This window comes from Flavobacterium turcicum (assembly GCF_011365745.1).
In the GTDB taxonomy this organism is placed as follows: Bacteria; Bacteroidota; Bacteroidia; order Flavobacteriales; family Flavobacteriaceae; genus Flavobacterium; species Flavobacterium turcicum.
In genome coordinates, this window is sequence record NZ_JAAOBY010000001.1 from 475251 (window position 1) to 499660 (window position 24410).

Annotated in this window: 20 protein-coding genes; 6 read left to right on the forward strand and 14 right to left on the reverse strand. The window is 36.5% G+C overall.

Annotated features, from left to right (window positions below; all coding sequences use genetic code 11):
* Positions 1-35: 35 nt before the first annotated feature.
* The 6 genes from G9Q29_RS02130 to G9Q29_RS02155 form a co-directional block, all read right to left on the reverse strand.
* A complete protein-coding gene (locus G9Q29_RS02130; RefSeq protein ID WP_166132857.1) occupies positions 36-1313 on the reverse strand; it encodes an MFS transporter in 1278 nt (425 codons plus the stop codon).
* Between the two features lie 4 nt (positions 1314-1317).
* Complete coding sequence (gene recJ / locus G9Q29_RS02135) at positions 1318-3009, reverse strand: single-stranded-DNA-specific exonuclease RecJ (RefSeq protein WP_166132858.1); 1692 nt, start codon at positions 3007-3009, stop codon at positions 1318-1320.
* Positions 3010-3267: 258 nt separating this feature from the next.
* On the reverse strand, positions 3268-3612 hold the full coding sequence (locus G9Q29_RS02140) for a HopJ type III effector protein (protein ID WP_166132859.1): 345 nt from the start codon (positions 3610-3612) through the stop codon (positions 3268-3270).
* Between the two features lie 13 nt (positions 3613-3625).
* Complete coding sequence (locus tag G9Q29_RS02145) at positions 3626-4678, reverse strand: flavin monoamine oxidase family protein (RefSeq protein ID WP_166132860.1); 1053 nt, start codon at positions 4676-4678, stop codon at positions 3626-3628.
* Positions 4675-5394, reverse strand: coding sequence for a 16S rRNA (cytidine(1402)-2'-O)-methyltransferase (gene rsmI / locus G9Q29_RS02150; RefSeq protein ID WP_166132861.1), 720 nt, complete (start codon positions 5392-5394; stop codon positions 4675-4677). Before rsmI ends, G9Q29_RS02145 begins: the two co-directional genes overlap by 4 nt.
* Before the next feature lie 57 nt (positions 5395-5451).
* A complete protein-coding gene (locus tag G9Q29_RS02155) occupies positions 5452-6498 on the reverse strand; it encodes a hypothetical protein (RefSeq protein WP_166132862.1) in 1047 nt (348 codons plus the stop codon).
* 245 nt (positions 6499-6743) lie between these two features.
* Between G9Q29_RS02155 and G9Q29_RS02160 the strand changes: the two genes are divergently transcribed.
* Positions 6744-7337: a thymidine kinase gene (locus G9Q29_RS02160; protein ID WP_166132863.1), complete on the forward strand. Its 594-nt coding sequence runs from the start codon at positions 6744-6746 to the stop codon at positions 7335-7337.
* 77 nt (positions 7338-7414) lie between these two features.
* On the opposite strand, the gene G9Q29_RS02165 is transcribed toward G9Q29_RS02160, so the two are convergent.
* From G9Q29_RS02165 to G9Q29_RS02180, 4 genes are all read right to left on the reverse strand, one after another.
* On the reverse strand, positions 7415-8005 hold the full coding sequence (locus G9Q29_RS02165; protein WP_166133525.1) for a Uma2 family endonuclease: 591 nt from the start codon (positions 8003-8005) through the stop codon (positions 7415-7417).
* 86 nt (positions 8006-8091) lie between these two features.
* Positions 8092-9558, reverse strand: coding sequence for an RNA polymerase factor sigma-54 (gene rpoN, locus G9Q29_RS02170; protein WP_166132864.1), 1467 nt, complete (start codon positions 9556-9558; stop codon positions 8092-8094).
* Positions 9559-9685: 127 nt separating this feature from the next.
* Positions 9686-11119 (reverse strand): asparagine--tRNA ligase, encoded by a 1434-nt coding sequence (gene asnS, locus G9Q29_RS02175; protein ID WP_166133527.1) that lies wholly within the window; start codon positions 11117-11119, stop codon positions 9686-9688.
* A gap of 500 nt (positions 11120-11619) precedes the next feature.
* Complete coding sequence (locus tag G9Q29_RS02180) at positions 11620-12708, reverse strand: hypothetical protein (RefSeq protein WP_166132865.1); 1089 nt, start codon at positions 12706-12708, stop codon at positions 11620-11622.
* Positions 12709-12934: 226 nt separating this feature from the next.
* Here G9Q29_RS02180 and G9Q29_RS02185 point away from each other — a divergent pair, with 226 nt between their 5' ends.
* On the forward strand, positions 12935-13393 hold the full coding sequence (locus G9Q29_RS02185; protein ID WP_166132866.1) for an RNA methyltransferase: 459 nt from the start codon (positions 12935-12937) through the stop codon (positions 13391-13393).
* Positions 13394-13439: 46 nt separating this feature from the next.
* Here the strand turns inward: G9Q29_RS02185 and G9Q29_RS02190 are convergent, their stop codons facing one another.
* Both G9Q29_RS02190 and G9Q29_RS02195 read right to left on the reverse strand, forming a co-directional pair.
* Positions 13440-16064 (reverse strand): MGH1-like glycoside hydrolase domain-containing protein, encoded by a 2625-nt coding sequence (locus G9Q29_RS02190; protein WP_166132867.1) that lies wholly within the window; start codon positions 16062-16064, stop codon positions 13440-13442.
* Positions 16065-16489: 425 nt separating this feature from the next.
* Positions 16490-18907 carry an efflux RND transporter permease subunit gene (locus G9Q29_RS02195; protein WP_166132868.1) on the reverse strand — a complete coding sequence of 806 codons (2418 nt, stop codon included), beginning with the start codon at positions 18905-18907 and terminating at the stop codon, positions 16490-16492.
* Positions 18908-19102: 195 nt separating this feature from the next.
* Here G9Q29_RS02195 and G9Q29_RS02200 point away from each other — a divergent pair, with 195 nt between their 5' ends.
* The 4 genes from G9Q29_RS02200 to G9Q29_RS02215 all read left to right on the forward strand — a co-directional run bounded on the left by G9Q29_RS02200 (position 19103) and on the right by G9Q29_RS02215 (position 22915).
* Positions 19103-21373 carry a cation:proton antiporter gene (locus tag G9Q29_RS02200; RefSeq protein WP_166132869.1) on the forward strand — a complete coding sequence of 757 codons (2271 nt, stop codon included), beginning with the start codon at positions 19103-19105 and terminating at the stop codon, positions 21371-21373.
* A 1-nt stretch (position 21374) separates the two neighbouring features.
* Complete coding sequence (locus tag G9Q29_RS02205) at positions 21375-21704, forward strand: DMT family transporter (RefSeq protein WP_166132870.1); 330 nt, start codon at positions 21375-21377, stop codon at positions 21702-21704.
* A 97-nt stretch (positions 21705-21801) separates the two neighbouring features.
* Positions 21802-22425 carry a hypothetical protein gene (locus G9Q29_RS02210; RefSeq protein WP_166132871.1) on the forward strand — a complete coding sequence of 208 codons (624 nt, stop codon included), beginning with the start codon at positions 21802-21804 and terminating at the stop codon, positions 22423-22425.
* Between the two features lie 184 nt (positions 22426-22609).
* The gene (locus G9Q29_RS02215; RefSeq protein WP_166132872.1) at positions 22610-22915 is read left to right on the forward strand and encodes a YbjQ family protein; all 306 of its coding nucleotides are present in this window, start codon (positions 22610-22612) and stop codon (positions 22913-22915) included.
* 124 nt (positions 22916-23039) lie between these two features.
* Here G9Q29_RS02215 and frr read toward each other — a convergent pair whose 3' ends face one another.
* Both frr and pyrH read right to left on the reverse strand, forming a co-directional pair.
* On the reverse strand, positions 23040-23603 hold the full coding sequence (gene frr / locus G9Q29_RS02220; protein ID WP_166132873.1) for a ribosome recycling factor: 564 nt from the start codon (positions 23601-23603) through the stop codon (positions 23040-23042).
* A gap of 73 nt (positions 23604-23676) precedes the next feature.
* Positions 23677-24384 (reverse strand): UMP kinase, encoded by a 708-nt coding sequence (gene pyrH, locus G9Q29_RS02225; protein WP_166132874.1) that lies wholly within the window; start codon positions 24382-24384, stop codon positions 23677-23679.
* Between the last annotated feature and the right edge of the window lie 26 nt (positions 24385-24410).

The following is a 24410-nucleotide window of genomic DNA, read 5'->3' on the forward strand; positions in this document are numbered from 1 at the left end:
ATTACCTTACCAAGAAAGAGCTTGGTCAAGAAGACTTATGCCTCGCTTTTTTCATGGTCTTCGACATCTTTTTGCAGATCTAATTTTCTGAAAGTAGGTGATACCGCTCCTGTAAAAAATACTGTAACCAAAGTCATTACACCACCAAAGACGACTGCATTTACAGTACCCATAAGTTTTGCGGTTAATCCACTTTCAAAAGCGCCTAATTCGTTTGAGGATCCTACAAAAATTGAATTTACTGCTGCCACGCGGCCTCGCATCGAATCGGGTGTTTTTAGTTGTAAAATGGTTTGTCTAATCACAACTGAAATTCCATCAAAAAGACCGCTTAAAAATAAAGCAACAACCGAAATCCAAAAAACAGAGGATAGTCCAAAAACTATCATACACAGTCCAAAGGCAAATACGGCGAGTAATAATTTGATTCCTGCATTTTTTGTAAACGGAATGTAAGCGGAAAGAATCAGCATTAAAAAGGCGCCAACTGCCGGTGCGGCGCGCAACACACCAAAACCTTGTGGGCCCACTTTCAAAATATCTTGTGCAAAAACAGGTAACAGCGCTACGGCACCTCCAAACAAAACAGCAATCATGTCCAATGATAAAGCACCCAAAATGGTTTTGTTGGTAAATACAAATCGCACGCCTTCTTTTAAGCTATCCATGATAGGCTCTCCAATTTTCGGATTTAAAATAGGCTTTTTTTCTATTTGAGTTAACGCAAGCAAAGCAAGTATGGAGCAAAAGAGTACCACTGCCATCGAACTCGGTACTCCAAACCAATTAATTGAAAAACCAGCTACAGCAGGCCCGAGTACAGAACTTATTTGCCAAACAGAGCTACTCCAAGTTGCTGCATTAGGATATATTTTTTTGGGAACGATAAGAGCCAAAAGCGAGAAAATCGTTGGACCTAAAAAGGCACGAACTGCACCGCCCAAAAACACCAAAAAGTAAATGAAATACAACAAGGTCGACTTGGATATGTCTTTTGTAATTGAGGGTAAAGTACATAAGAATAGGCCTAAACTAATAGCTGCAAAACCTAAAATGCATTTTACAAGTAGCCCTTTTTTTTCCTTTTGGTCTACAATATGTCCAGCAAATAGCGCCATCGTTATAGCGGGAATTACTTCCATTAAACCAATAATTCCTAATGATAGCGGATTTTTAGTCAAACTATACACTTCCCATTCTATGATGATAAATTGCATTGACCAACCAAATACCATGGCAAAACGCAACAATAAAAAAATAGTAAATTCTTTGTAACGGAGCGCTGCGTAAGGATCAGTTTTGGTAGTAGTCATAGTGTTATGCTTTAATATCTTTTAATCTCAATTGGGTTGTAACGGAGCCGTTCCATTCGTTTTCGTCAATGCAATAAACAGCCTGAAAGGTTTTTTGATGTGAGGTAATTTCTAATTTAGCACCAAGATTAAATCCTATTGCCGCAACGCCAGCTGAATGATTTTGTTTCACAAAAAGGCGAATATGTTCGTCCTCTTTACCCATCGGCTTGCCATATCCAGTATCTTTTACGTTTTTGGTTAAAAATACGGGAGTCATATTTTGTGGCCCGAAAGGTTCAAATTGTTTTAAAATCCGAATCAGTTTGGGAGTAATGTCGTTAAAATCAATTTCGGAATCGATGGTAATTTCAGGAATCAATAATTCGGGCGGAATGGTTTGCTTGACCTCATTTTCAAACGCATTTTTAAACAACTCGTAGTTTTCTTCTTTTAAAGTCATGCCGGCAGCATACATGTGGCCACCAAATTGTTCTAAATGTTCGGCACAAGATTCAAGAGCATTATACACATCAAATCCTTTTACGGAACGTGCCGAAGCGGCATATTTGTCGCCACTTTTTGTAAAAACTAATGTCGGTCGGTAGTAAGTTTCAATTAAGCGCGAAGCTACAATTCCGATGACTCCTTTATGCCAATCTTCTTGATAAACAACGGTAGTAAAACGCTCCGTTTCGTCATTTTCAATGATTTGTTGCAGTGCTTCTTTGGTGATGTACTTGTCTAAATCTTTGCGTTCTGCGTTATAAGCTTCAATTTCTGAGGCAAACTGTTGCGCTTGTTCAAAATCAAATTCGGTTAACAATTCAACAGCGTGATTGCCATGTTTGATGCGGCCAGCAGCATTGATGCGTGGAGCAATGATGAATACCACATCGGTTATATCTAAAGTTTGTTTTTTTAATTGATGGATGATAGCTTTGATTCCCGGTCTCGGGTTACTATTGATGACTTGCAATCCAAAATGAGCCAAAACTCTGTTTTCTCCGGTCATGGGTACAATGTCTGCAGCAATAGCTGCAGCGACCAAATCAAGATATTCCGTTAAATCAGTTACGGTTTGGTTCCTATTTGCACCAAGTGCTTGAATGAGCTTGAATCCAATACCGCAACCACACAATTCATCATACGGATAACTGCAATCGTCTCGTTTGGGATCAAGTATTGCTACTGCATCGGGTAGGGTATCGCCTGGCCTATGGTGGTCACAAATGACAAAATCAATGCCTTTATTTTTGGCGTAAGCCACGTGATCAATTGATTTAATACCGCAGTCTAAGGCAATAATAAGTGTAAAATCGTTATCCTCTGCAAAGTCAATCCCCTTAAACGATACTCCGTAACCTTCGTCATAACGATCCGGAATATAAGTGGCGACATTAGGGTAAAACGACCTTAAGTAGGACGATACGAGTGATACCGCTGTTGTTCCATCCACATCGTAATCACCAAAAACCAGTATGTTTTCGTTTGCTGAGATGGCATTTTCAATGCGTGCGATGGCTTTGTCCATATCTTTCATCAAGTATGGATCATGTAAATGTTCTAGACTTGGTCTAAAAAAAGCCTTGGCTTCTTCAAAAGTAGTAATGCCGCGTTGAACGAGTAAAGTGGCCACAAATTCCTCTACATTAAGTGCTTTAGCCAATGCAGTTACAGTTTCTTGTGGCGGTTTTGGTTTTAGTGTCCAACGCATACTGATTTTGTATTTTAGAATTAGAATTTTTTGAAGTCAAGAGCAATTTCTTATTGGTGAAGAATTTTACCGTCACTTCGAGTAATTTTGAATAGTAATGCAAATGCTTTACTATTTAAAATTGTATCGAGAAGTTTTTATTCTTAATTGGATTTCAATACTGTTTGGAAATTTTCTATCGTAAATTTCTTCAAGATCCTAACTGAAGAACTCCCTATATTCAGAGCATTACAGTTGACTTAAAATTGGATTATAGTTTTATTTTGCTACTAAGGGGCTTCCGTAAAAAGCAACTCCATCCCAAGCTGTTTTTATGAAATTACGAATGTTTTGGTGATTAGTTCCGTTTGGATCTTCCAAAACATCTTCAAAATAAAACGCTCCAAAACAAGCCAAAGTAGCTTCTGGACTTAGTTGGTGCATTTCGGCGAAAGCCAAAAGTTTACACGAACCTGAATTTTCGCCAGCGGCATTGTGCTGTGTGCCGTTTTCAAAGGCGGTTGGAGTAAAATCATAGTGGGCTTCAATAACAGCTATAGTATCTGCAAATGCGATTGATTCTGGTGTTGCATGTAATTTTTCTAAAAAAGCTTCAATAGTCATGATCTGAAATATATTAAAATTGAGATGAGATTTTTTTTGCAGCAGCAATTGCTCCGTCCATGTAACCAGGATGTTGTTGCGCTGTTTCGGAGCCAGATAAGAATAGTTTTCCATTAAACTGGCTTTGTTGGTAGGCTTGGTGCCCATTATTTTGGTGTGCCAAAACAAGTTGATGGTACGGGTGAAAAGTCAAAGCTTCGTTTCGCCAAACGGTTTCATAATAGCCTTCGATTGCTGAGGCTTCAGGTCCAAATAAACTAGTTAATTGGGCAAGAACTTTTTGCTGCCTTTCTTGAGATGAAAGTACTGCTGTACCTGCGTTTAAAAAGCCTTTTAATGCAAATCCTGTCGCCGTAGCGGTGCTGTGGTCGTACATTTCTTGAATGATACTTGCCTGACTATACAAAGTTCCCGAATAATTGGCTTCACGCCAAAAAGGAGTTTTGTAAGCCACGGCAAATTTAATACTTTCGCCCATCCAAGTATGAGTTTTACGAGCCAGCTGTACCAGATTTTCAGGCAGCGCAGGCTTAAATTCTACTGTATTAATGAGTAAATTAGGCGGAATTGTACTAATGATATAATCGGCTGTAAAAATCGTTCCGTTACATGTAGTTACGTTAATTTGACTTTCTTGTTCTTGAATTGCAGTTACTTTTTGTCCGGTTTTAATTGTTGCCGCAGCGCACAATGATACCAAGCGATCAATTAAAACGCTACTGCCGCCTTCAATTCGAAACGAAGGTTCTTCTGCATCAGATATTTCAAACTTTTGCGGAGGCACAAATGACATGGTTTCGAATAATGAAATCCCTTTGGAATGCTGTCTAAAATAAGGAATTTGCAATTCTTGCAATAAAGCAACGAGATGCGTATGCTGGTTGCTAAACCAAGTAGCGCCCATTTCCATGGTAACGGGAGTGCTACCTGTGATTGTGTGAATGCGTCCGCCTACACGATCGCGAGCTTCTATGATTTCGACATCAAAACCTTTTTCAAGTAGTAAATACGCGGTGTACAAACCTGTAAGTCCAGCCCCGATAAGGATTACTTTCTTTTTACTCATGATTCACTTTGGTCCGAAAATTTACTTTTCTTAGGTTCTTTAATTGCCGTTTTACCCGCTACCACAACTACAATTTCACCTCTCGGTGCTGTTTTTTCAAAATGAGCAGTAACTTCTTTCACGGTGCCACGAACATTTTCTTCGTGTAGTTTTGATAATTCTCTTGAGACGCATATTTGTCGGTCTTCGCCAAAATAGGTCATAAATTCAGCGAGAGTTTTTACCAATTTATGTGGTGAAACATATAAAATCATGGTTCTCGTTTCCTCGGCTAATGTCAAATAACGCGTTTGACGGCCCTTTTTTTCAGGTAAAAAACCCTCAAAAACAAACTTATCATTAGGCAATCCGCTATTGACTAATGCAGGTACAAATGCAGTCGCGCCAGGCAAACATTCAACCGCAATACCATGTTCAACGCATGCTCTTGTAAGCAAAAAACCAGGGTCAGAAATGGCTGGTGTTCCTGCATCTGAGATCAATGCGATGTTTTCGCCAGCTTGTAATCGAGCAATTAAATTCTCGACTGTTTTGTGTTCGTTGTGCATGTGATGGCTGTGCATGTGCGTGCCAATTTCAAAATGCTTCAACAGTTTGCCGCTCGTACGCGTGTCTTCGGCTAAAATCAAGTCGACTTCTTTTAATATTCGAATTGCTCGAAAAGTCATGTCTTCAAGATTACCAATGGGCGTAGGAACGATATATAATTTTGACATAGTAGTTGGTATTTCCTAATTAGGAATGCTTAACAAAAGGCTAATTTGAAATGAAAATTACAAGAATTTCTTTTCGATGATTTCCATAAAACGGTCTTCGTATTCTTGTTTGCCTTCCCAATTGTTATAATCGGGTTTTACCATATCTTGAACAAAATCTCTTGTTTCATAAAATGAATTAAAAGTATTAATTTGACTCAAAACGCGGTTGTAATCTTCGCTGCTGTTTGCAAATAAATGTTTGATAAAAGCCAAGCGATCATTTAAATCAATATGGATTCCTTTGGCTAATTTGTCGTTTAAAGATACAGCTTTAGCTTCTGTTTTTTCAATTTCAATTGCCTCCTCTACAGGTTCCGGTTGTTGTGGTAGAGCTATTTCTTCTGGAGTTTCAATGACAACAGCGGTTGGTATATTTTCAATTTGCTGTTTTTTTACGAATAAAGTATCGTGGTAATTTCCACCTAATAAATCTTCAAAAGAAATTTGGACTGCTTCTGGTTTTTTTGCGCTTTCAATTGGAGTTTCTTCAACTTCATCTGAAAGTAAGCTAAAAGCCGGTGTAAAGGTAGGAGTCGCAGCAAGTTCAGGTTCAACTGATTCATTTTGAGGTTCTAATTCCACGGCAGTTTCATTGTCAGTTACTGCTGCCACTTCATCTTTTGTATCTTCTTCCTCTTTTTCAATGCTAATTGACTCTTTTACTGCAGTACCTTCTTCTTTATTGTTGATGTTTGATTCTGCTTCCGGGATGAGTTCTGGCTCGTTCTCTGCTTCAGGCTCAACAATTGATGGTTCTTCTTCAACTGTTTCTTCGATCGTTTTCTCGATTTCTGATTCTTGTGTCGTTGTAATTTCTTCTTCAACGGTAGTTTCAATTGCAGTGGCTTTTTCCTCAAAAATTGTTTCCAATTGCTGAGTTACTTCAGACAGACCAATAGTAGGTTTTACCTCGCTAAAGTGGTTTTCGACAAATTGTAAAACCGTTAATTTTTCATATAACTTTTGCGTTTCCAGATACAATTGATTGATGTCAGATTTATTTTTGAGCTGTAATATTCGGTGCGCAATGCTGATTAAATCGGCTTCTAATTTTTTTTTCATAACAATTTCAATTATAAGAGGTTAGGCGGAAAATTTTTATTTTGATTTGATGTGCTTGTATAAATGGTCTGATAATGAGGGGTGTTGCTTTTTGACTTTTATTTTTTTGAAATAAGTCTCAGCTAAACCTCGTTTTGATTTAATTTTTATACTTTTGAAACGACGTAAAAGTATAAAATTTTTAGGTCGTTTATTCAGTACAAAGTAATAAAAACTATTCATTTTTTAAGTCAGAAAAATACAAAATGTTTCTCGAAAATACAGTAAATCACAAAGAGCAGTTTGGTTGGATCGAAGTCATTTGTGGCTCGATGTTTTCGGGTAAAACCGAAGAATTAATTCGTCGTTTAAAAAGGGCGCAATTTGCTAAACAACGAATCGAAATTTTCAAACCAGCAATCGATACGCGTTACGACGAGGAAATGGTAGTGTCGCACGATGCAAGCCAAATTCGTTCTACTCCTGTTCCTGCTGCAGCAAATATCTCGATTTTGGCACAAGGTTGTGATGTAGTTGGTATTGATGAAGCGCAGTTTTTTGATGATGAAATTGTAAAAGTTTGCAATGATTTAGCCAACCAAGGCATTCGTGTTATTGTTGCAGGATTGGATATGGATTTTAAAGGAAATCCTTTTGGGCCTATGCCCGCTTTGATGGCCACGGCAGAATATGTTACAAAAGTACACGCGGTTTGCACGCGTACTGGAAATTTAGCACATTATAGTTTTAGAAAAACGGACAATGATAAACTAGTTATGCTAGGTGAAACTCAAGAATACGAACCTTTGAGTCGAGCGGCGTATTATCATGCGATGCGAAAAGATCAGGAGAAAAAATAAAAACCGTCTCTACGATAGAACGACCAGAAATGAAATAAAAACAGAAACCCTTTCAAAATTTTGAAAGGGTTTCTGTTTTAGTTAAAAATAGATTCTAATTTAAAATCTAATTCAGGAAATAATTTACTTTGAATTTTATCTTCTTCAATTAACGGATGCATTCCTATAAATTCATTGTCTTTCAACACATAAATAAAAACTGTTTTGTCCGCTGGGTTTACAATCCAATATTCAAGGACTCCGGCTTCTTCATATAAATCAAATTTATATTTCATCTCTTTGTTAGAATTTCCCGGTGAAAGAATTTCTATAACCAAGTCAGGAGCACCAATAGCACCACGTTCATCAATTTTGGCATCATCACAAATGACACACAAATCAGGTTGTACAACGGTATAAATTTCTTGATCTAATTTCGATTTTTTCTTATCTATCAATCGCACATCAAATGGAGCAGCAAAAAGATTGCAAGGATGTGGTTTGAAAAAATTAAAAAGATGTCCATGCAAATTACCAGAAATTCGTTGATGAGTAGTACTTGGTGCAGGACTCATCTTAAATACTTTTCCTTTTATCAATTCCAGTTTTTCTTGAAATTGCCAAGTTAAATAATCCGCATAGGAATAGGTTTTATTTAAATCTAGCTGGTTTATGTCTGTTATCATGATACTTCTTTTTTTCAATGTTACTAAAATACAAACTCCTTTATTACATCACGAAAAGTGAAATTTATCAAAGCAACTAAACCAAAATTCTACATCTTCTTCCTCATTCTCGCTACCGGAATGTCGAGTTGTTCTCTGTATTTTGCAATCGTTCTTCTTGCAATTGGATATCCTTTTTCTTTAAGGATCTCGGCTAGTTGATCGTCTGGCAATGGTTTTTTCTTATCTTCTTCTTCAATGGTGTTTTGTAGAATTTTCTTGATTTCCAATGTCGAAACGTCTTCGCCTTGGTCATTCTTCATTGACTCTGAGAAAAATTCTTTAATCAATTTGGTACCGTACGGAGTCTCTACATATTTACTATTGGCCACACGTGAAATTGTAGAAATATCAAGACCTACCAAATCGGCAATGTCTTTCAAAATCATTGGCTTCATCTTAGTCTCATCACCATCAAGAAAAAATTCTTCTTGGTAATGCATAATCGCATTCATGGTAACAAACAAGGTTTCCTGTCGCTGACGAATGGCATCAATAAACCATTTAGCCGAATCCAGTTTCTGCTTAATAAACTGCACGGCATCTTTTTGCTGCGCTGATTTATCGCGGGAATCCTTATAGGTTTGCATCATTTCCTGATAATCTTTTGAAACGTGCAGTGATGGTGCGTTACGGCCGTTTAGAGTCAACTCTAGTTCGCCATCTAAAATTCTAATAGCAAAATCAGGAACTACATTTTCGGTTACTTTATTGTTTCCGGTAAACGAACCGCCTGGTTTTGGATTCAGTTTCTCAATCTCGTGAATGGCTTTTTTCAATTGTTCATTCGATACGCCGTACTTTTGAAGTAATTTGTCGTAATGTTTTTTTGTAAAAGCATCAAATTGATTTTCGATAATATCAATAGCCAGATCAACCGATTCCGTTGGTGTTTTATGCTTTAGTTGTAGCAGCAAACATTCTTGCAAATCTTGTGCACCCACACCTGCAGGCTCTAATTCGTGAATTACATGAAGCATTTTTTGCACCATTTTTTCGTCGGTGTAAATACCTTGCGTAAATGCCATATCATCAACCATGTCTGGAATGCTACGACGAATGTAACCCATATCATCAATACTTCCTACGAGGAATTCAGCAATTTCGCGCTCTTCATCATTCAAGATAAAGGTGTTCAGCTGATTGATTAAATCTTGGTGAAAACTGATTGGCGCGGCAAAAGGTGTTTCACGATCCTCATCATCATCGCTATAATTGTTGGCCTGAGTTTTATAATCAGGTGTTTCGTCGTTGCTTAAATACTCATCAATATTAATATCTTCAGCATCAATTCGTTCTGATTCGGCATCATCATAATCATCGTAATCTTCATTTTCAAACTCGTCCTTCTCGTAATCATCTTCTTCTTTACCGGATTCCAATGCCGGATTCTCGTTCATTTCTTCGAGTAAACGTTGTTCAAATGCTTGCGTAGGCAATTGAATTAACTTCATCAGCTGAATTTGCTGTGGAGATAATTTTTGTGATAATTTTAAATTTAAGAATTGCTTTAGCATAAAAAAAGGTACTGAGTTACTGAGTAACAAAATTACTAAGTAATGTATTTTGACGAATTATAATTATTTTTTGTTTTTCTATTTTAAACTTTGAATCTTTGTGGCTTAGAACCTTAGAACCTTTTAATTAAAATTCCGCATTCATTGGTGTTCTCGGGAAAGGAATTACATCACGAATGTTGGTCATTCCGGTTACAAATAATACCAATCTTTCAAACCCAAGTCCAAAACCAGAGTGAACCGCTGATCCGAATCTACGAGTGTCTAAGTACCACCATAATTCTTCTTCATCAATTCCTAAGGCTTTCATTTTTTCGACTAAAACATCAAAACGTTCTTCACGCTGAGATCCACCTACGATTTCTCCAATTCCAGGGAACAAGATATCCATAGCGCGAACTGTTTTTCCGTCTTCGTTCAAACGCATGTAAAATGCTTTGATATTGGCTGGATAATCAAACAAAATTACAGGACATTTAAAGTGCTTTTCTACCAAATAACGCTCGTGCTCACTTTGTAAATCAGCACCCCATTCGTTGATGATATAGTTGAATTTTTTCTTTTTGTTAGGTGTAGAATCTCTTAAAATATCAATAGCTTCTGTGTACGAAACGCGTTTGAAATTGTTCTCTAAAACAAAATTCAATTTGTCTAGCAAAGCCATTTCGCTGCGTTCAGCTTGTGGTTTTGATTTTTCTTCTTCTAACAAACGACCTTCTAAGAATTTCAAATCTTCCGGACATTTGTCCATCGTGTATTTTATCACGTATTGAATAAAATCTTCAGCCAAGTCCATGTTGTCATTCAAATCATTGAAAGCAACTTCTGGCTCAATCATCCAAAATTCCGCCAAGTGACGCGAAGTATTTGAGTTTTCAGCTCTAAATGTTGGTCCAAAAGTATAAATCTGTCCCAAAGCCATAGCAAAAGTTTCTCCTTCTAATTGTCCCGAAACTGTCAAGTTGGTTTCTTTTCCAAAGAAATCTTCTTTGTAATTCACTTTTCCATCCTCAGTTCTTGGAGTGTTGTCAAATGGCAAAGCAGTTACTTTAAACATTTCACCAGCACCTTCAGCATCAGATCCGGTGATGATAGGTGTGTTCACATACACAAAACCTTTCTCTTGAAAATAGCTATGAACGGCATACGACAGTACAGAACGTACACGCATAATAGCACCAAAAGCATTCGTACGCACACGTAAATGCGCATTTTCACGCAAGAATTCTAACGAGTGTTTTTTAGGTTGCATTGGGAATTTCTCCGGATCAGAGTCTCCTAAAATCTCCAATTTAGTTACCTGAATTTCAAATTTCTGTCCCGCTCCTTTGCTTTCAACCAAGGTTCCAGTTACTGAAACCGCAGCTCCGGTTGTAATGCGTTTTAAAGTTTCGTCTGGCGTATTTTCAAAATCTACCACACATTGTATATTGGCAATGGTCGAACCATCGTTTAAGGCAATAAATTGATTGTTTCTAAAAGTTCTCACCCATCCTTTTGCATTTACTTCATGAAGCGTCGTGGTGCTGTTTAGCAAGTCTTTAACTTTTGTGTGTCTCATTTTAGGTATAGAGTTGATATTAAAATTGGTATCGTAATCGAACTGCAAATATAAATCATTTGTTTGTAATTGCATTGTGACAATTCAGGGAATCAGGAGCTATTTCCCGCTATCCATTCCAATCTTATTGTTTTTGGCAAGCAAAACAATAAGGATTTCCATTTCTATCGGGGCTAGGGAGCAAGTTTCAATAGGGTACATTGCATTAATTTTATTGTTTTTGTTAGCATAAGATCTGACTATGCCGAACTACATTCAAAGATTCTTACTTCCATAGAATGATACATTACAAGTGAGAATAATAACTTAGCTTGTGACAGCATCTACCGCTAAAAAGAGCGAGCTATCAGCCGAGTTTTGGTAAATATTTGCTTGCCTTATTATGGTTATTTTAAGTTGAAAAATTCATTGACGAGTATTCTTGTCCCAAATATAATTAAGCAAAAAACCACATCCCAAAAAGATGTGGTTTTATCAAGAGGTAGCCAAAAACTTTTAAGTTAGTTGTAATTCATCTTAACGTTGATGGGGCTACTCTTAAACGGTCCACTTAAAATAGTAATAGTTCCTTCAAAAAAACTATTTGTTGGAAAATCATTAAAGAAGTAAGCATTCACCTTTTTTGGTATCATAAATGTTATTTGCGTTCCTGTTTCATTTACTTTAAAATCTTGTGGTTCAATAGAGTAGACATCAAATATGTAATGACCTATTCCCTTAAAATTAGTAAACTCTAACCAAAGCGGAACTCTCACTTTAAGCAAGTCTTGAGATGGTATAGCATCATCATTTAATAGATATCTCAAATTGGTTCCAGTGATAATTAATGCCTCGCCTGAGCTTAAAACAGTTTTATTTACATTGGTTATCACAGGCTTTTTTTCTTCAACAATCAGTAAGTCGTAACTAAAATAAGCCGTTGTTCCATTTATATTTTTTACAGCTAAAAAGTAATTCCCCGGCTGTACTGCATTAGGAATTTTAAAAGTAACTTTGCTGTTTACAACCGTAAAATTGATACTGCTATTTACAAACGTTTCTCTATTTTCGAGCGTTACACTTTGTACTCCGGCTCCAATGGCCAAATCGTCAATTGTATAGTTTGCTCCCTGAAAAAACAGAATATTATTGTTACTAGCTGTTGCTTCAAAATGATATGAGGTTACTGATTCGTGTTGTATTGAACTGAAAAGAGTAGGTACTACCTTAAAAGTTTCAGAGTATATTTGATTAGAAATTTTATTTTTGATAATCAAGGTATAAAAACCTGCAGGTAATGTTGCAGTTTTTAAAAAGATGCGTTGCGCTTTACTTGAAGTATTATTATAACCTGCGCCAGTTTGTTCTATTTTACTTATGGAACAATCAATAGTGTTATTATCATTGGCTAAACTGATATCCCATTTTGACAAATCAGTGTCAAAATCTAAAGCCAAAAATGAAATTTCTGATGGTTGTGTTTTTTGAAGAAATACATCTTGATCCAAGTCAAGAAAGCGAAATGTTTTGCTGTTTGTAGACTCATCAGAACTGCTGCATGCTACCAAAAACAAGGATGATAAAAAAAGAAGTAAAAATTTTAATTTCATAGGGTTATTTTTTTTGGCAAAAATATGGATTTTATTACAAAATTCTCAAAGAAAGTGATTCAGGCAAGCTATTTATAATAAGCAAAATTAATTTTTAAAGGTAATTATGATTGAATTACAATATTGCCGAACTCAAAAGTAAAAAGTCAGGTAGGGGTTTTATTAAAGTTATCGGTAAGCAAATTATAAACTTGGCGAACCGCACAACACTTTGTACTTTTGCGTCATGAACGATAATTTTGTAACAGAGTATTTCGGTATCGGAATCCAAAATGGTAAAACCCCTGAAAATTTGGGTGTATTGTGGCGTACCGCACAAAACTTGGGTGCGAGTTATATTTTTACCATAGGAAATCGATATGCCAAACAAGCTTGTGATACGCACAATGCTGTAAAATCTTTACCGTATTTTCATTACGAAAATTTCGAGGATTTTTACAACAACTTACCTAAAGGCGCTCGCTTAGTAGGCGTTGAATTAGATGAACGCGCTACCGATTTAGAAACGTTTGAACACCCAAGACGCTGCGTGTATTTATTAGGCGCCGAAGATAACGGCCTATCTAAAGCAGCTATGGCCAAATGCCATCATTTGGTAAAATTCAAATCAGAGAAAAGCTTAAATGTGTCGGTAGCAGGAAGTATCGTTATGTACGATCGAGCATTGCCTAAACCAAGATCATAAAACTAAAAATTCCCGCGAGCAGCGGGAATTTTTATCTTTAATAGGTTTAGCTATTGCTTTCCATTTCTAGAATGAGGTTGGCAATCAAAGCTGTCCAGCCCGTTTGGTGCGAGGCGCCTAAACCGCGTCCAGTATCTCCATCAAAAAACTCATAAAACAAATGTTGATTCTTGAACTCTTCTTCGTTCGTGAACAATTGGTTGTGGTTTTCTGAATGGTAGCGGAATTTTCCATTTTCATCGCGCTCAAACAATTTGATAAGTCTTTTGGTCAACTCATTCGCAATCTGATTTAAATTCAGTTTGTTACCCGACCCTGTCGGAAATTCATAACGGTATTTGTCACCATAAAAAGTGTAATATTTGCGCAACGACTGTATAATCATATAATTGAGTGGCATCCAGATAGGGCCACGCCAATTTGAATTGCCACCAAACATACCCGATCTGCTTTCGCCAGGTTCGTACTGAATTTTATGATGACCATTATTGCCAAAAACAAAAGGATTGTCTTTGTGGAATTTAGATAGGGATCGAATACCAAAGTCGGATAAAAATTCATTTTCATCTAAAAGGCGAATTAAAAGATGCTCCAATCTAAAGCCGCGCATGATCGAGAACATAAAGTTTCCGTCTTTATTAGCTGTTTCTAAATTTGAAATTAAGGAAGCCAAATCAGGTCGCGTACGAATAATTTCATTGGCTCTTTTCTGGAAATCTTTCAGTTGTTCAAACAACTCTTTGTGCATTATTTCGACTGCAAATAGCGGAATCACGCCTACTAACGAGCGCACTTTTAAGCGTTCGGATCCGCCGTCTGAAAGTTCTACGACATCGTAATAAAAATTATCTTGATCGTCCCAAAGCGATAGATCTCTTTTACCAATGTGGTGCATGGCCCAGGCAATATTTAAAAAATGCCTGAAAAATTTAGCCGATATGTCTTCGTAAATTTTGTTGGTTTTTGCCAGTTCTAAACTCATGCGCAACATGTTTAATGAAAACAGCGCCATCCAGCTAGTGGCATCGGCTTGTTGCATTTTTTTGATGCCTTCGGGCATGTGGTTGCGATCAAAAACACCAATATTATCTAGGCCAAGGAAACCGCCTTCAAATAAATCGGTGCCGCTCGTGTCTTTTTGATTGACCCACCATGTAAAATTGACATTCAGTTTTTGAAAGGCAGTTTCTAAAAATTCTGTGTCGGCTATTCCAGTTCGTTTGAGGTCTTTTTCATAAACCGTCCATACGGCCCAAGAATGCACGGGCGGATTCACATCGCTAAAATTCCATTCGTAAGCAGGAATTTGTCCGTTTGAGTGCATGTAGCTTTCTTGCAGTACTAAAAGTAGTTGTTGTTTGGCAAAACGCGGATCAATTTCTACAAAAGAAGCCATGTGAAAAGCCAAATCCCAAGCGGCATACCACGGATATTCCCATTTATCTGGCATGGAAATGACATGACGGTTGGTTAAATGTTTCCAGCTACTATTGCGTTTGTCGTGACGGTTTGGTGGCGTTTCACCTGGTCCGCCGTACAACCATTTAAACACGTCGTAATAATAAAATTGTTTGGTCCACAATAAACCTGAGAAGGCACTTTTTGCAATGGCTTGCTGCTCTTGCGGCAAATTCGAACTAATTTTAGAGTTATAAAACGCCTCGCATTCTTGTTTTCGAGCATTCATAACCGCGTCAAAGTCGGCCCATGGTTCGGCTTTTGGTGATTTACTCAAACGTATTTTGATGCTTTTTTCTTCGCCTGCTGCTAAATCAAATTGTTGCCAAATGGCCGCTTTGGTTCCAAATAATTCTGGGTTTACGCTAGGTTCAGCATGAATAACGTGGTTGTTAATGCCGTCTTTTACATAAGGATATTCGTTGGCAACCCCGTAAATGCGTTCGTCATTGGTTTCGTTTTCACAAAAAAGTTGTATTCCTTCCTCATGATAAAGATAATAAGTTTCAATGCGCGAACTTGTTGTTTCGATAGTATTGTTGCCTATACTTTTCATTGATGGGCGCGGATGCCTGTCGTTGTGTTTCCAGAAATTGCGGTACCATAGATGTGGCAAGACGTGAATTTGAGCTGTTTGAGAGCCTCGATTTACGATGGTTACTTGCATCAGAATATCGTCGACATCGGCTTTGGCATATTCAATGAAACAATCAAAATAAGCATTGTCGTCAAAACTGTTTGTATCCGTAATTTCGAACTCTGTTTCTTCGCGACTGCGTTGATTTTTTACGATAAGTTCTTCGTAGGGAAACTCGTTTTGTGTGTATTTGTACAAGTATTTGTTGTACGAATGCGAAGGTGAAGCTACTTGATGAAAATAAAGTTCTTTAACATCCTCGCCGTGATTACCTTGATTATTGGTTAAGCCAAAAAGACGCTCTTTGATGATAGGATCTTTTCCGTTCCAAAATGCGGGCGCCAAGCAGAGAATTTCGCGAGAGTCACAAAACCCACCGATGCCTTCTTCGCCCCAACGGTAAGCATTACTTCGGGCTCTGTCGTGGTTGATAAAGTTCCATGCATCACCGTTTTGGCTGTAGTCTTCGCGAACTGTTCCCCATTGTCTTTCGGCTAAATACGGTCCCCATTTTTTCCAATTGCGGTAGTTATCAGGAACGGCTAATTTTTGTTCTTCGGAAAGGTGCTGCGACATAGTAAAAAATCAAATTAGTAGTGTGCTTCAAAAAAAGTAAAGAATACTTGCAAGAGATTGCAAGCTTGCTTTTTTTGAAAATTGTGTTTGCGTAAAAATAAGATTTATTTTGTAACCGAACGAAATCAGTGGTTTACTATTGTTTAATTGCCCGCTATCGATGGATTTCTTTGGTTATCTCGTAAAATTGGGGTACTGAAATTATTTATTTTTATTGAAGTGCTAATAAAAACAGAAGCACTCTAAGCATCGGTGTTAAAATAGTTCTACTCTAGATTTGATTCTCTTGGGAGAAAAAATCTTTTCTTGCGCAAGTAGTGTACAATGCAACAGTTCCTAGCCCGGATAGCAGTGTAAATCCTTCCTGTTTTTGACAAAAAACTGGAAGATTGTAGCGGATAGCCGGAAATAGCTCTTGATGAATTTTATTTTTTTGAGGTTAAATCGTCAATTTCTTCATCGGTTGGTTCGATAATATCAATTTTTGGTTCGATAAAATCTTGCTCGTTGGCCAATGTTTTGTTGAGTGTTAAAACTAGGGCTGGCAACAACATTAAATTGGATAACATTCCGAATAACAGTGTCAACGAAATCAAGCCGCCAAGGGCAATTGTTCCGCCAAAACTAGATAACATAAATACTGAAAACCCAAAGAATAATACGATCGAGGTGTAGAACATGCTCAAGCCCGCATCTGTAAAGGTTGCGTAAACTGATTTGCGAATTTTCCAGTTGTTTTTCTTCAATTCCTCTCGATACTGAGATAAGAAACGAACAGTGTCATCTACTGAAAGTCCGAATGCAATTCCGAAAACTAATATCGTTGACGGCTTAAGCGGAATGTCTAAAAAGCCCATCAGTCCTGCAGTAAGCATGAGCGGCAAGAGGTTTGGAATGATAGAAACCAATACCATTTTGAAGGAACGAAACATAAACGCAATTAAAAGTGCGGTAAGTAAAAAAGCAAAAGCTAGCGATGATAACAAGTTGTCTAGCAAATAACCAGTTCCTTTTTGAAATACGAGAGCTTTTCCGGTAACTGTTACATTGTATTGGTTTTCAGGGAAAATTTTAGCTGCTTTTTTCTTGATTTCGGCTTCAATTTTAGCAATTTTATCGCCACTTTCGTCTCGCATGAAAGTTGTAATTCGGGCATATTGTCCAGAATTATCTACGTAACTTTTCATGAGGTTATCTTTTGAATCTTTGGTCGCATTTTTGGCATACGATAAGATAAACGATTGCTCTTGAGATGATGGTAATTCGTAATACGCGGGATTGCCGTTGTAGTACGCTTGCTTCGAATATTTAATCAAGTTTACAATAGAAATTGGTTTTGATAGTTCGGGAATTTCATCAATTGCTTGCTCGAGTTCGTCCATTCTTCGCAGGGTAGAGAGTTTCATGACTCCTTTTTTGCGTTTGGTATCAATCATGATTTCGAGCGGCATGACACCATCAAATTCTTTTTCGAAAAAAACGATGTCCTCGAAAAAAGCTTCTTTTTTAGGCATGTCTTCGATAAGGCTGCCAGAAATTCGCATTTCATAAATGCCGATAATACTGATCACCAATAATGAAATAGCAACAACATAAATAGAGAAACGGTTGTACTTTACGTTGCGTAGAATCCAGCCCATGAATGATTTTACATAGTCTCGATCTAAGTGCTCGATGTGGCGCTCTTTTGGTGCAGGAATATAACTGTGAAAAATAGGAATCACAATAATACACAAAAAGAAAAGCGCCATAATGTTTATGGAAGTCACCACGCCAAACTCTAATAACAACTGATTATTTGACGCCACAAAAGTAGCAAAACCAATGGCTGTAGTAAGGTTTGTCATAAGCGTTGCCATACCTACTTTAGTCGTAACGCGTTGCAAAGCTTTCGCTTTATTGTGGTGAATTTTATATTCTTGATGGTATTTATTGGTCAGGAAAATACAATTTGGGATACCAATTACGATGATTAGTGAAGGCACTAAAGCCGTTAAAACAGTAATTTCATAATGCAGCAGTCCTAAAAATCCGAACGACCACATTACACCAATAATCACAATAATCATCGAGATTAAAGTGGCTCTAAAACTCCTAAAAAAGAAAAAGAAAAGCAAAGAAGTAACCAAAAGTGAAGCGCCAATAAAAATGCTAATTTCGTCAGTAATCGTTTTTGCATTGAGGGTTCGAATGTATGGCATGCCCGAAACACGAAGGTCGATTCCAGTTTCTTTCTCGAATGTTTCAACGGCGGGAACGAGTTTGTCTAAAATAAAATCTTTTCGAGCGGCAGTGTTTACAATTTTCTTATCCATGTAAATGGCAGAACGAATACTTCCAGAACGCTTGTTAAACAGTAAACCTTCGTAAAACGGGAGGTCGTTAAAAAGTTCTTTTTTTATTTTTTGAAGATAGGCTGGGTCAAGAGTTTTTGATTGCTCAACAAAGGGAATTAATTCAAAAGTTTGTAGCGAGTCGTTTTTTTGTAATTTTTTTAAATCATTCAACGAAACGACCAAATCAACGGCTTTGTCTCCTTTAAGAGTATTCATCATTTTACTCCAAGCGGCGAAAGCTTTTGGGGTAAAAATAGCTTTGTCTTGAACGCCTATGATGACAAGATTTCCTTCCTCACCAAATTTATTTAAAAAGGCATTGTACTCAATATTGACAATATTATCGTCTGGTAGTAAATTAGCTTCGGTAAAAGTAAAATGGATATTTTTCCATTGTGAGGCCAAAAGTGCTGTTATTGCAACAATAATAGACAGCATTAAAATTCTATTTCGAAGGACTACAAGGGCAATTAATTCCCAAAACCCCAAACTAAACCACTTGATCATAACTTACATTTAACGGGCGCAAAGGTAGTTAAAACCACTTTGAATCGTTAGTTTAAGGCTAAAGATTTGCTCGTTTTACCTAAACATTAAGTTTTTATTTTGTTTCTATTTTAAAAAATAGAATAAAATAATAATGATATATTTGACTTAGTTGTGGCGAGGAAAAACCAAACCCCAAAAACTATTTGTTTTACTATGAAGAAGTATAAAAACACTATTTTCTATTTGATTGTAACAGGTTGTTTTTCAATACTTATGTATTGGATTATTACAAAAGGAAAACTGCTAGAAGCAACAGAAGTCATTGAAAAACCCGCTAGTGGCAAGGGTTCTTGGGCTGATTTTTTGACCTCTATGCAGCATAGTTTTCAGGAACCTTTGGCTATTTTGTTAGCGCAAATTGTGACCATCATTCTAGTAGCCCGTTTTTTTGGATGGGTTTTTAGAAAAATAGGGCAACCTTCTGTAATTGGTGAAATCATCGCAGGAATTGTGTTGGGGCCGTCTTTGTTAGGAATGTATTTTCCGGAGTTTTCGGCGATTTTATTCCCCGTAGCTTCTTTGGGTAATTTAAAGTTCTTGAGTCAAATTGGTTTAATTCTTTTCATGTTTGTAATTGGGATGGAATTAGATTTGAAAATATTGAAAAACAAAGCCAACGAAGCCATTGTCATTAGTCATGCGAGTATTATAATTCCTTTTGCACTCGGGATCGGATTAGCCTATTTTGTATACAATCAGTTTGCTCCCGAAGGCGTTACGTTTTTGTCTTTTAGTTTGTTCATGGGTATTGCTTTGAGTATTACTGCTTTTCCGGTTTTGGCTAGAATTGTACAAGAACGAGGCATCCATAAAACTAGGTTAGGAGCTATAGTAATTACTTGCGCTGCTGCTGATGATATTACTGCTTGGTGTATCTTGGCAGTTGTAATTGCCATTGTAAAAGCGGGTAATTTTGTAAGTTCCTTATACATCATTTCGCTCGCTGTCTTGTACGTGGTGGCGATGATTTATGTTGTAAAACCGTTTTTAAAACGTATTGGCGATTTGTACGGTTCTAAAGAAAGCATAGTAAAACCTGTTGTTGCTATTTTCTTTTTGGTACTTATTATGTCTTCTTACGCGACTGAAGTGATCGGGATTCATGCGCTTTTTGGTGCTTTTATGGCGGGTGTTATTATGCCGGATGTTCCAAAATTCAGAACTATTTTTATTGAAAAAGTAGAAGACGTTGCCTTGATACTTTTGCTTCCGTTATTCTTTGTCTTTACAGGTTTAAAAACTGAAATTGGTCTTATCAACGATCCTTATTTATGGAAAGTTACAGGCTTTATTATTTTGGTAGCTGTTGTTGGTAAATTTCTTGGTAGTGCTTTGGCAGCAAAGTTTGTTGGGCAATCGTGGCGTGATAGTTTTACAATTGGCGCTTTAATGAACACCAGAGGATTGATGGAGCTGATTGTTTTGAACATTGGTTTGGAATTGAAAGTACTAACTCCAGAAGTTTTTACAATGATGGTAATTATGGCTTTGGTTACGACTTTTATGACAGGCCCAGCGCTTGATTTGATTAATTTTATTTTTAAAACTAAAGATAGCGCAGAGGTTTTAGAGCCTATAAACGATAACAAATACCGCGTTTTGATTTCTTTCGGTAATAACGAAAAAGGAAAATCCTTGTTGCGATTGGCCAATAGCTTAACCAAACGACAAAAAAATACCTCTAGTGTTACCGTGATGCACTTGTCTTTAAGTGATGAGGTGCATACCTTTAATATGGAAGATAAGGAAAAAAACAGTTTCCATCCTATTGTTGAGGAGTCTCAGGTTCTCAAACAGGAGATCACTACGATCTTTAAAGCTACTACAGATATTGAAACTGAAATTGCCGATGTGGCCAATCAAGGAGACTATGATTTACTGTTGGTAGGACTTGGGAAATCTATTTTTGAAGGTACTATTTTGGGTAAAGTAATTGGTTTTACTACTCGAATTATAAATCCAGATCGCTTAATTGATAAATTTACAGGTAAGGAAGGTTTGTTTGAAAACTCTCCGTTTGATGAGCGAACGAGACAAATTATTTCTAAAACCAAAATGCCAATTGGGATTTTAATTGACAAAGATTTACAAGAAGTGCAAAATGTTTTTGTACCTGTTTTTAGCACTGAAGATGCCTTTGTGATTGATTACATCCAAAAATTGATTTACAACAATAATTCTAAAGTGATAATTTTAGATGTAAATGGTCATGTGGCTACAAATTTTGTAATGAATAGTGCCGTAGATTCTTTAGAACAAAAACATCCAAATAATATCAGTTTGATTACTGAAAAAACCATCAAGAAAGAGTTTTTGGCTCAACAAAATTTGATGTTAATTAGTCTCGAAAGCTGGAAACAGCTGGTTGATTCGCGTAGCGTTTGGCTTAGCGGAGTACCATCAGTATTAATTGTAAAACAATAACATGAATTGGATTTTGTTGATTATTGGTGGCCTGTTCGAAGTAGGTTTTGCAACTTGTTTAGGCAAAGCCAAAGAAAGTACCGGTACGGCAGCTACATTATGGTTGCTGGGTTTTTTGGCATGTTTAACAATTAGTATGGTATTGCTTTATAAAGCTACGCAAACTTTACCCATAGGAACCGCATACGCAGTTTGGACCGGGATTGGCGCAGTAGGAACTGTGCTGGTGGGTATTTTTGTATTCAAAGAGCCGGCTGATTTTTGGCGTCTGTTTTTTATTACCACTTTAATTAGTTCTATCATAGGATTGAAATTCGTTTCAAGTCATTAGAGATATTTTTATTTTATTGGTTTAAGATTGTCTTGTTTTAGATTATTCTTAGTATTTACAATGTTAAAAGCTGTTTTAAAGAAAACCCTGCTAAAAAATGAAAAATATTTTATTACTATTTCTTTTGACTTTGCTAAGTTGTAATACCCAAAAAGATGAAGAGTTAGTGCGTAAAAAAGAAACTTTAAATATTATTCAAACCTTAATTGAACAAAATGGGTTAGATATGGTAAGAAATTTTCCTGCTCATATAGAACTCCCAATATGTTTAAATTTAAGAAAAGTTATTGTCAATAATAAATGTTTCGAAGAAACGGGAGCTAATGATAAAATGATAATTGTACAACTTCCTGAAAAATCATTTATAAACCAAGGAGAAGTATGTATAGAAAAAATTTATAAATCAAATCCAATTGGCAACTCATTTTTCCTAAAAAAGGATTCTCATAATATTATTAATCAAAATAAAACTTTAAAAACTTTTATAATTCCAAAAAGTATTACTCAAAAGTTTAAAACTGTAGAATTAACTAAAACTTCGAAAATTGCGGAAAAATATATACAGTTTTCTATTCCAATATTTTCAAAAGATAATACAAAAGCATATTTAGAATTCGATAAATATATAGATAATGAAAACAGCTATGGGAATTCAATATATTTAGAAAAAACAAATGGAAAATGGGAAATTAAATATGTAGAAAGACACTGGGCAATTTAAAAAAAACAGCATGTATCAGCCTCTACAACAGATTTGAGAATTTGGCTTAATTTGAAATTTGTCTTGTATTTGGAAGATTTCGCAAATCCGAAGATAGGGCTGAATTAAGTTCAATCTACTTGCAACGATTGAACATTATTATCTAAGCGACAATATACCTAACCAATAATAAACCAAAACGATTATGATTTTAACCACGACCAACTCTATCGAAGATTATAAAATTCTCGAATACAACGGCATTGTTTCAGGTACTGCTATTAATATGCAAAAAATGGGTCTGACTTTTAGCATGCAAAAATACTACGATGGTATTGCTGAAAGTATTGCAGAAGTAAGAGAAAAGGCTTTTGCGAACTTACAAGCAAATGCAGAAAAAATGAATGCCAATGCAGTAGTAGGAATTCAAGTAGATGTGGAGCTCAAAAGCGGCGAAGGATTAATCACTGTAATGATAACAGGAACTGCGGTGAGTGTTGTAAAGCGCTAGGATATTGCCTTTTTCTAAACTAGTTTAGCATTAAACATATCGAACTACTGGTTACTAAAACTACAAAAAAAAAACCGCCTCGTTTTCTCAACAAGGCGGTTTTAAAAATATTTGTAAATCAGGTTTACACCTTCATGATTTCGGCTTCTTTAACTACTAAAAGTTCATCAATTTTTTTGATAAAACTGTTGGTTAAGTTTTGAACCTCTTCTTCAGCACTCTTACAAATGTCTTCTGAGGTACCGTCTTTTTCTAATTTTTTGATTTCGGTGTTGGCATCTTTTCGAGCATTACGAATACCAATTTTAGCATCTTCAGCCTCTGCTTTGGCTTGTTTAGCCAATTCTCTACGACGATCTTCTGTCAAAGGCGGAACACTAATGATTACTACATCACCATTGTTCATTGGGTTAAAACCCAAATTAGCAATCATAATGGCTTTTTCAATTGGGTGAAGCATGCTTTTTTCAAACGGCTGTAACGTAATAGTTCTAGCATCTGGCACACTGATTTTTGAAACCTGTGATAAAGGCGTAGCTGCTCCGTAATAATCAACAAAAACACTTCCTAACATAGCAGGCGATGCTTTTCCGGCACGGATATTTAAAAATTCTTTTTCTAAATGCGCAATAGAACCCGCCATTGATTCTTGTGTGCTATCTAATATAAAATCAATTTCTTCAGTCATAATTTTAATTTTCAGTTTTGAGCAACAGTTTTTAGTTTTAGCCGCACTTGCGACGGTAAACTGTAACTGTATACTATATATTTACTACAGTTCCTATATTTTCGCCTTGGCAAATTTTAAGTAAGTTGCCCACTTTGTTCATGTCAAAAACTACAATTGGTAGTTTGTTTTCTTGACTTAGGGTAAATGCAGTGGTGTCCATTACATTCAATCCTTTTTTCAATACATCTTCAAAAGAGATAAAATCAAATTTTACCGCTGATGCATTTTTTTCTGGATCAGAATCATATACACCATCAACACGCGTTCCTTTTAAAATTACATCGGCATTAATTTCAATTCCTCTTAAAACTGCTGCAGTATCTGTTGTAAAATAAGGGTTTCCGGTTCCAGCACCAAAAATTACAATTCTACCTTTTTCAAGATGTCTGTCGGCTCTCCTTTTAATGTAAGGCTCAGCGATTGACTCCATTTTTAAAGCCGTTTGTAAACGGGTTTTCATCCCTTTTTCTTCAAGAGCGCCCTGCAAAGCCATTCCGTTGATTACGGTAGCAAGCATTCCCATATAATCGCCTTGTACACGATCCATACCAGCACTTGCGCCTGCAACTCCTCTAAAAATATTTCCACCACCTATTACAATGGCAATTTCTACTCCTTTAGCGTGAATTTGCTTGATTTCGTCAGCATATTCAGCTAGTCTTTTAGGATCAATTCCGTATTGTAAGTCGCCCATTAAGGCTTCTCCACTTAATTTCAGTAGAATTCTTTTGTATTTCATGTGTGTGTTGCGTTGATTGGTGCAAA

Coding starts and splice junctions, on each gene's coding strand:
- G9Q29_RS02205 (WP_166132870.1), top strand. CDS start 21,375: ATGAATTGGATTTTGTTGATTATTGGTGGCCTGTTCGAAGTAGGTTTT.
- G9Q29_RS02195 (WP_166132868.1), bottom strand. CDS start 18,907: ATGATCAAGTGGTTTAGTTTGGGGTTTTGGGAATTAATTGCCCTTGTA.
- pyrH (WP_166132874.1), bottom strand. CDS start 24,384: ATGAAATACAAAAGAATTCTACTGAAATTAAGTGGAGAAGCCTTAATG.
- G9Q29_RS02185 (WP_166132866.1), top strand. CDS start 12,935: ATGAACGATAATTTTGTAACAGAGTATTTCGGTATCGGAATCCAAAAT.
- G9Q29_RS02140 (WP_166132859.1), bottom strand. CDS start 3,612: ATGACTATTGAAGCTTTTTTAGAAAAATTACATGCAACACCAGAATCA.
- rsmI (WP_166132861.1), bottom strand. CDS start 5,394: ATGTCAAAATTATATATCGTTCCTACGCCCATTGGTAATCTTGAAGAC.
- G9Q29_RS02190 (WP_166132867.1), bottom strand. CDS start 16,064: ATGTCGCAGCACCTTTCCGAAGAACAAAAATTAGCCGTTCCTGATAAC.
- G9Q29_RS02200 (WP_166132869.1), top strand. CDS start 19,103: ATGAAGAAGTATAAAAACACTATTTTCTATTTGATTGTAACAGGTTGT.
- G9Q29_RS02145 (WP_166132860.1), bottom strand. CDS start 4,678: ATGAGTAAAAAGAAAGTAATCCTTATCGGGGCTGGACTTACAGGTTTG.
- recJ (WP_166132858.1), bottom strand. CDS start 3,009: ATGCGTTGGACACTAAAACCAAAACCGCCACAAGAAACTGTAACTGCA.
- G9Q29_RS02160 (WP_166132863.1), top strand. CDS start 6,744: ATGTTTCTCGAAAATACAGTAAATCACAAAGAGCAGTTTGGTTGGATC.
- G9Q29_RS02130 (WP_166132857.1), bottom strand. CDS start 1,313: ATGACTACTACCAAAACTGATCCTTACGCAGCGCTCCGTTACAAAGAA.
- G9Q29_RS02155 (WP_166132862.1), bottom strand. CDS start 6,498: ATGAAAAAAAAATTAGAAGCCGATTTAATCAGCATTGCGCACCGAATA.
- rpoN (WP_166132864.1), bottom strand. CDS start 9,558: ATGCTAAAGCAATTCTTAAATTTAAAATTATCACAAAAATTATCTCCA.
- asnS (WP_166133527.1), bottom strand. CDS start 11,119: ATGAGACACACAAAAGTTAAAGACTTGCTAAACAGCACCACGACGCTT.
- G9Q29_RS02210 (WP_166132871.1), top strand. CDS start 21,802: ATGAAAAATATTTTATTACTATTTCTTTTGACTTTGCTAAGTTGTAAT.
- frr (WP_166132873.1), bottom strand. CDS start 23,603: ATGACTGAAGAAATTGATTTTATATTAGATAGCACACAAGAATCAATG.
- G9Q29_RS02180 (WP_166132865.1), bottom strand. CDS start 12,708: ATGAAATTAAAATTTTTACTTCTTTTTTTATCATCCTTGTTTTTGGTA.
- G9Q29_RS02215 (WP_166132872.1), top strand. CDS start 22,610: ATGATTTTAACCACGACCAACTCTATCGAAGATTATAAAATTCTCGAA.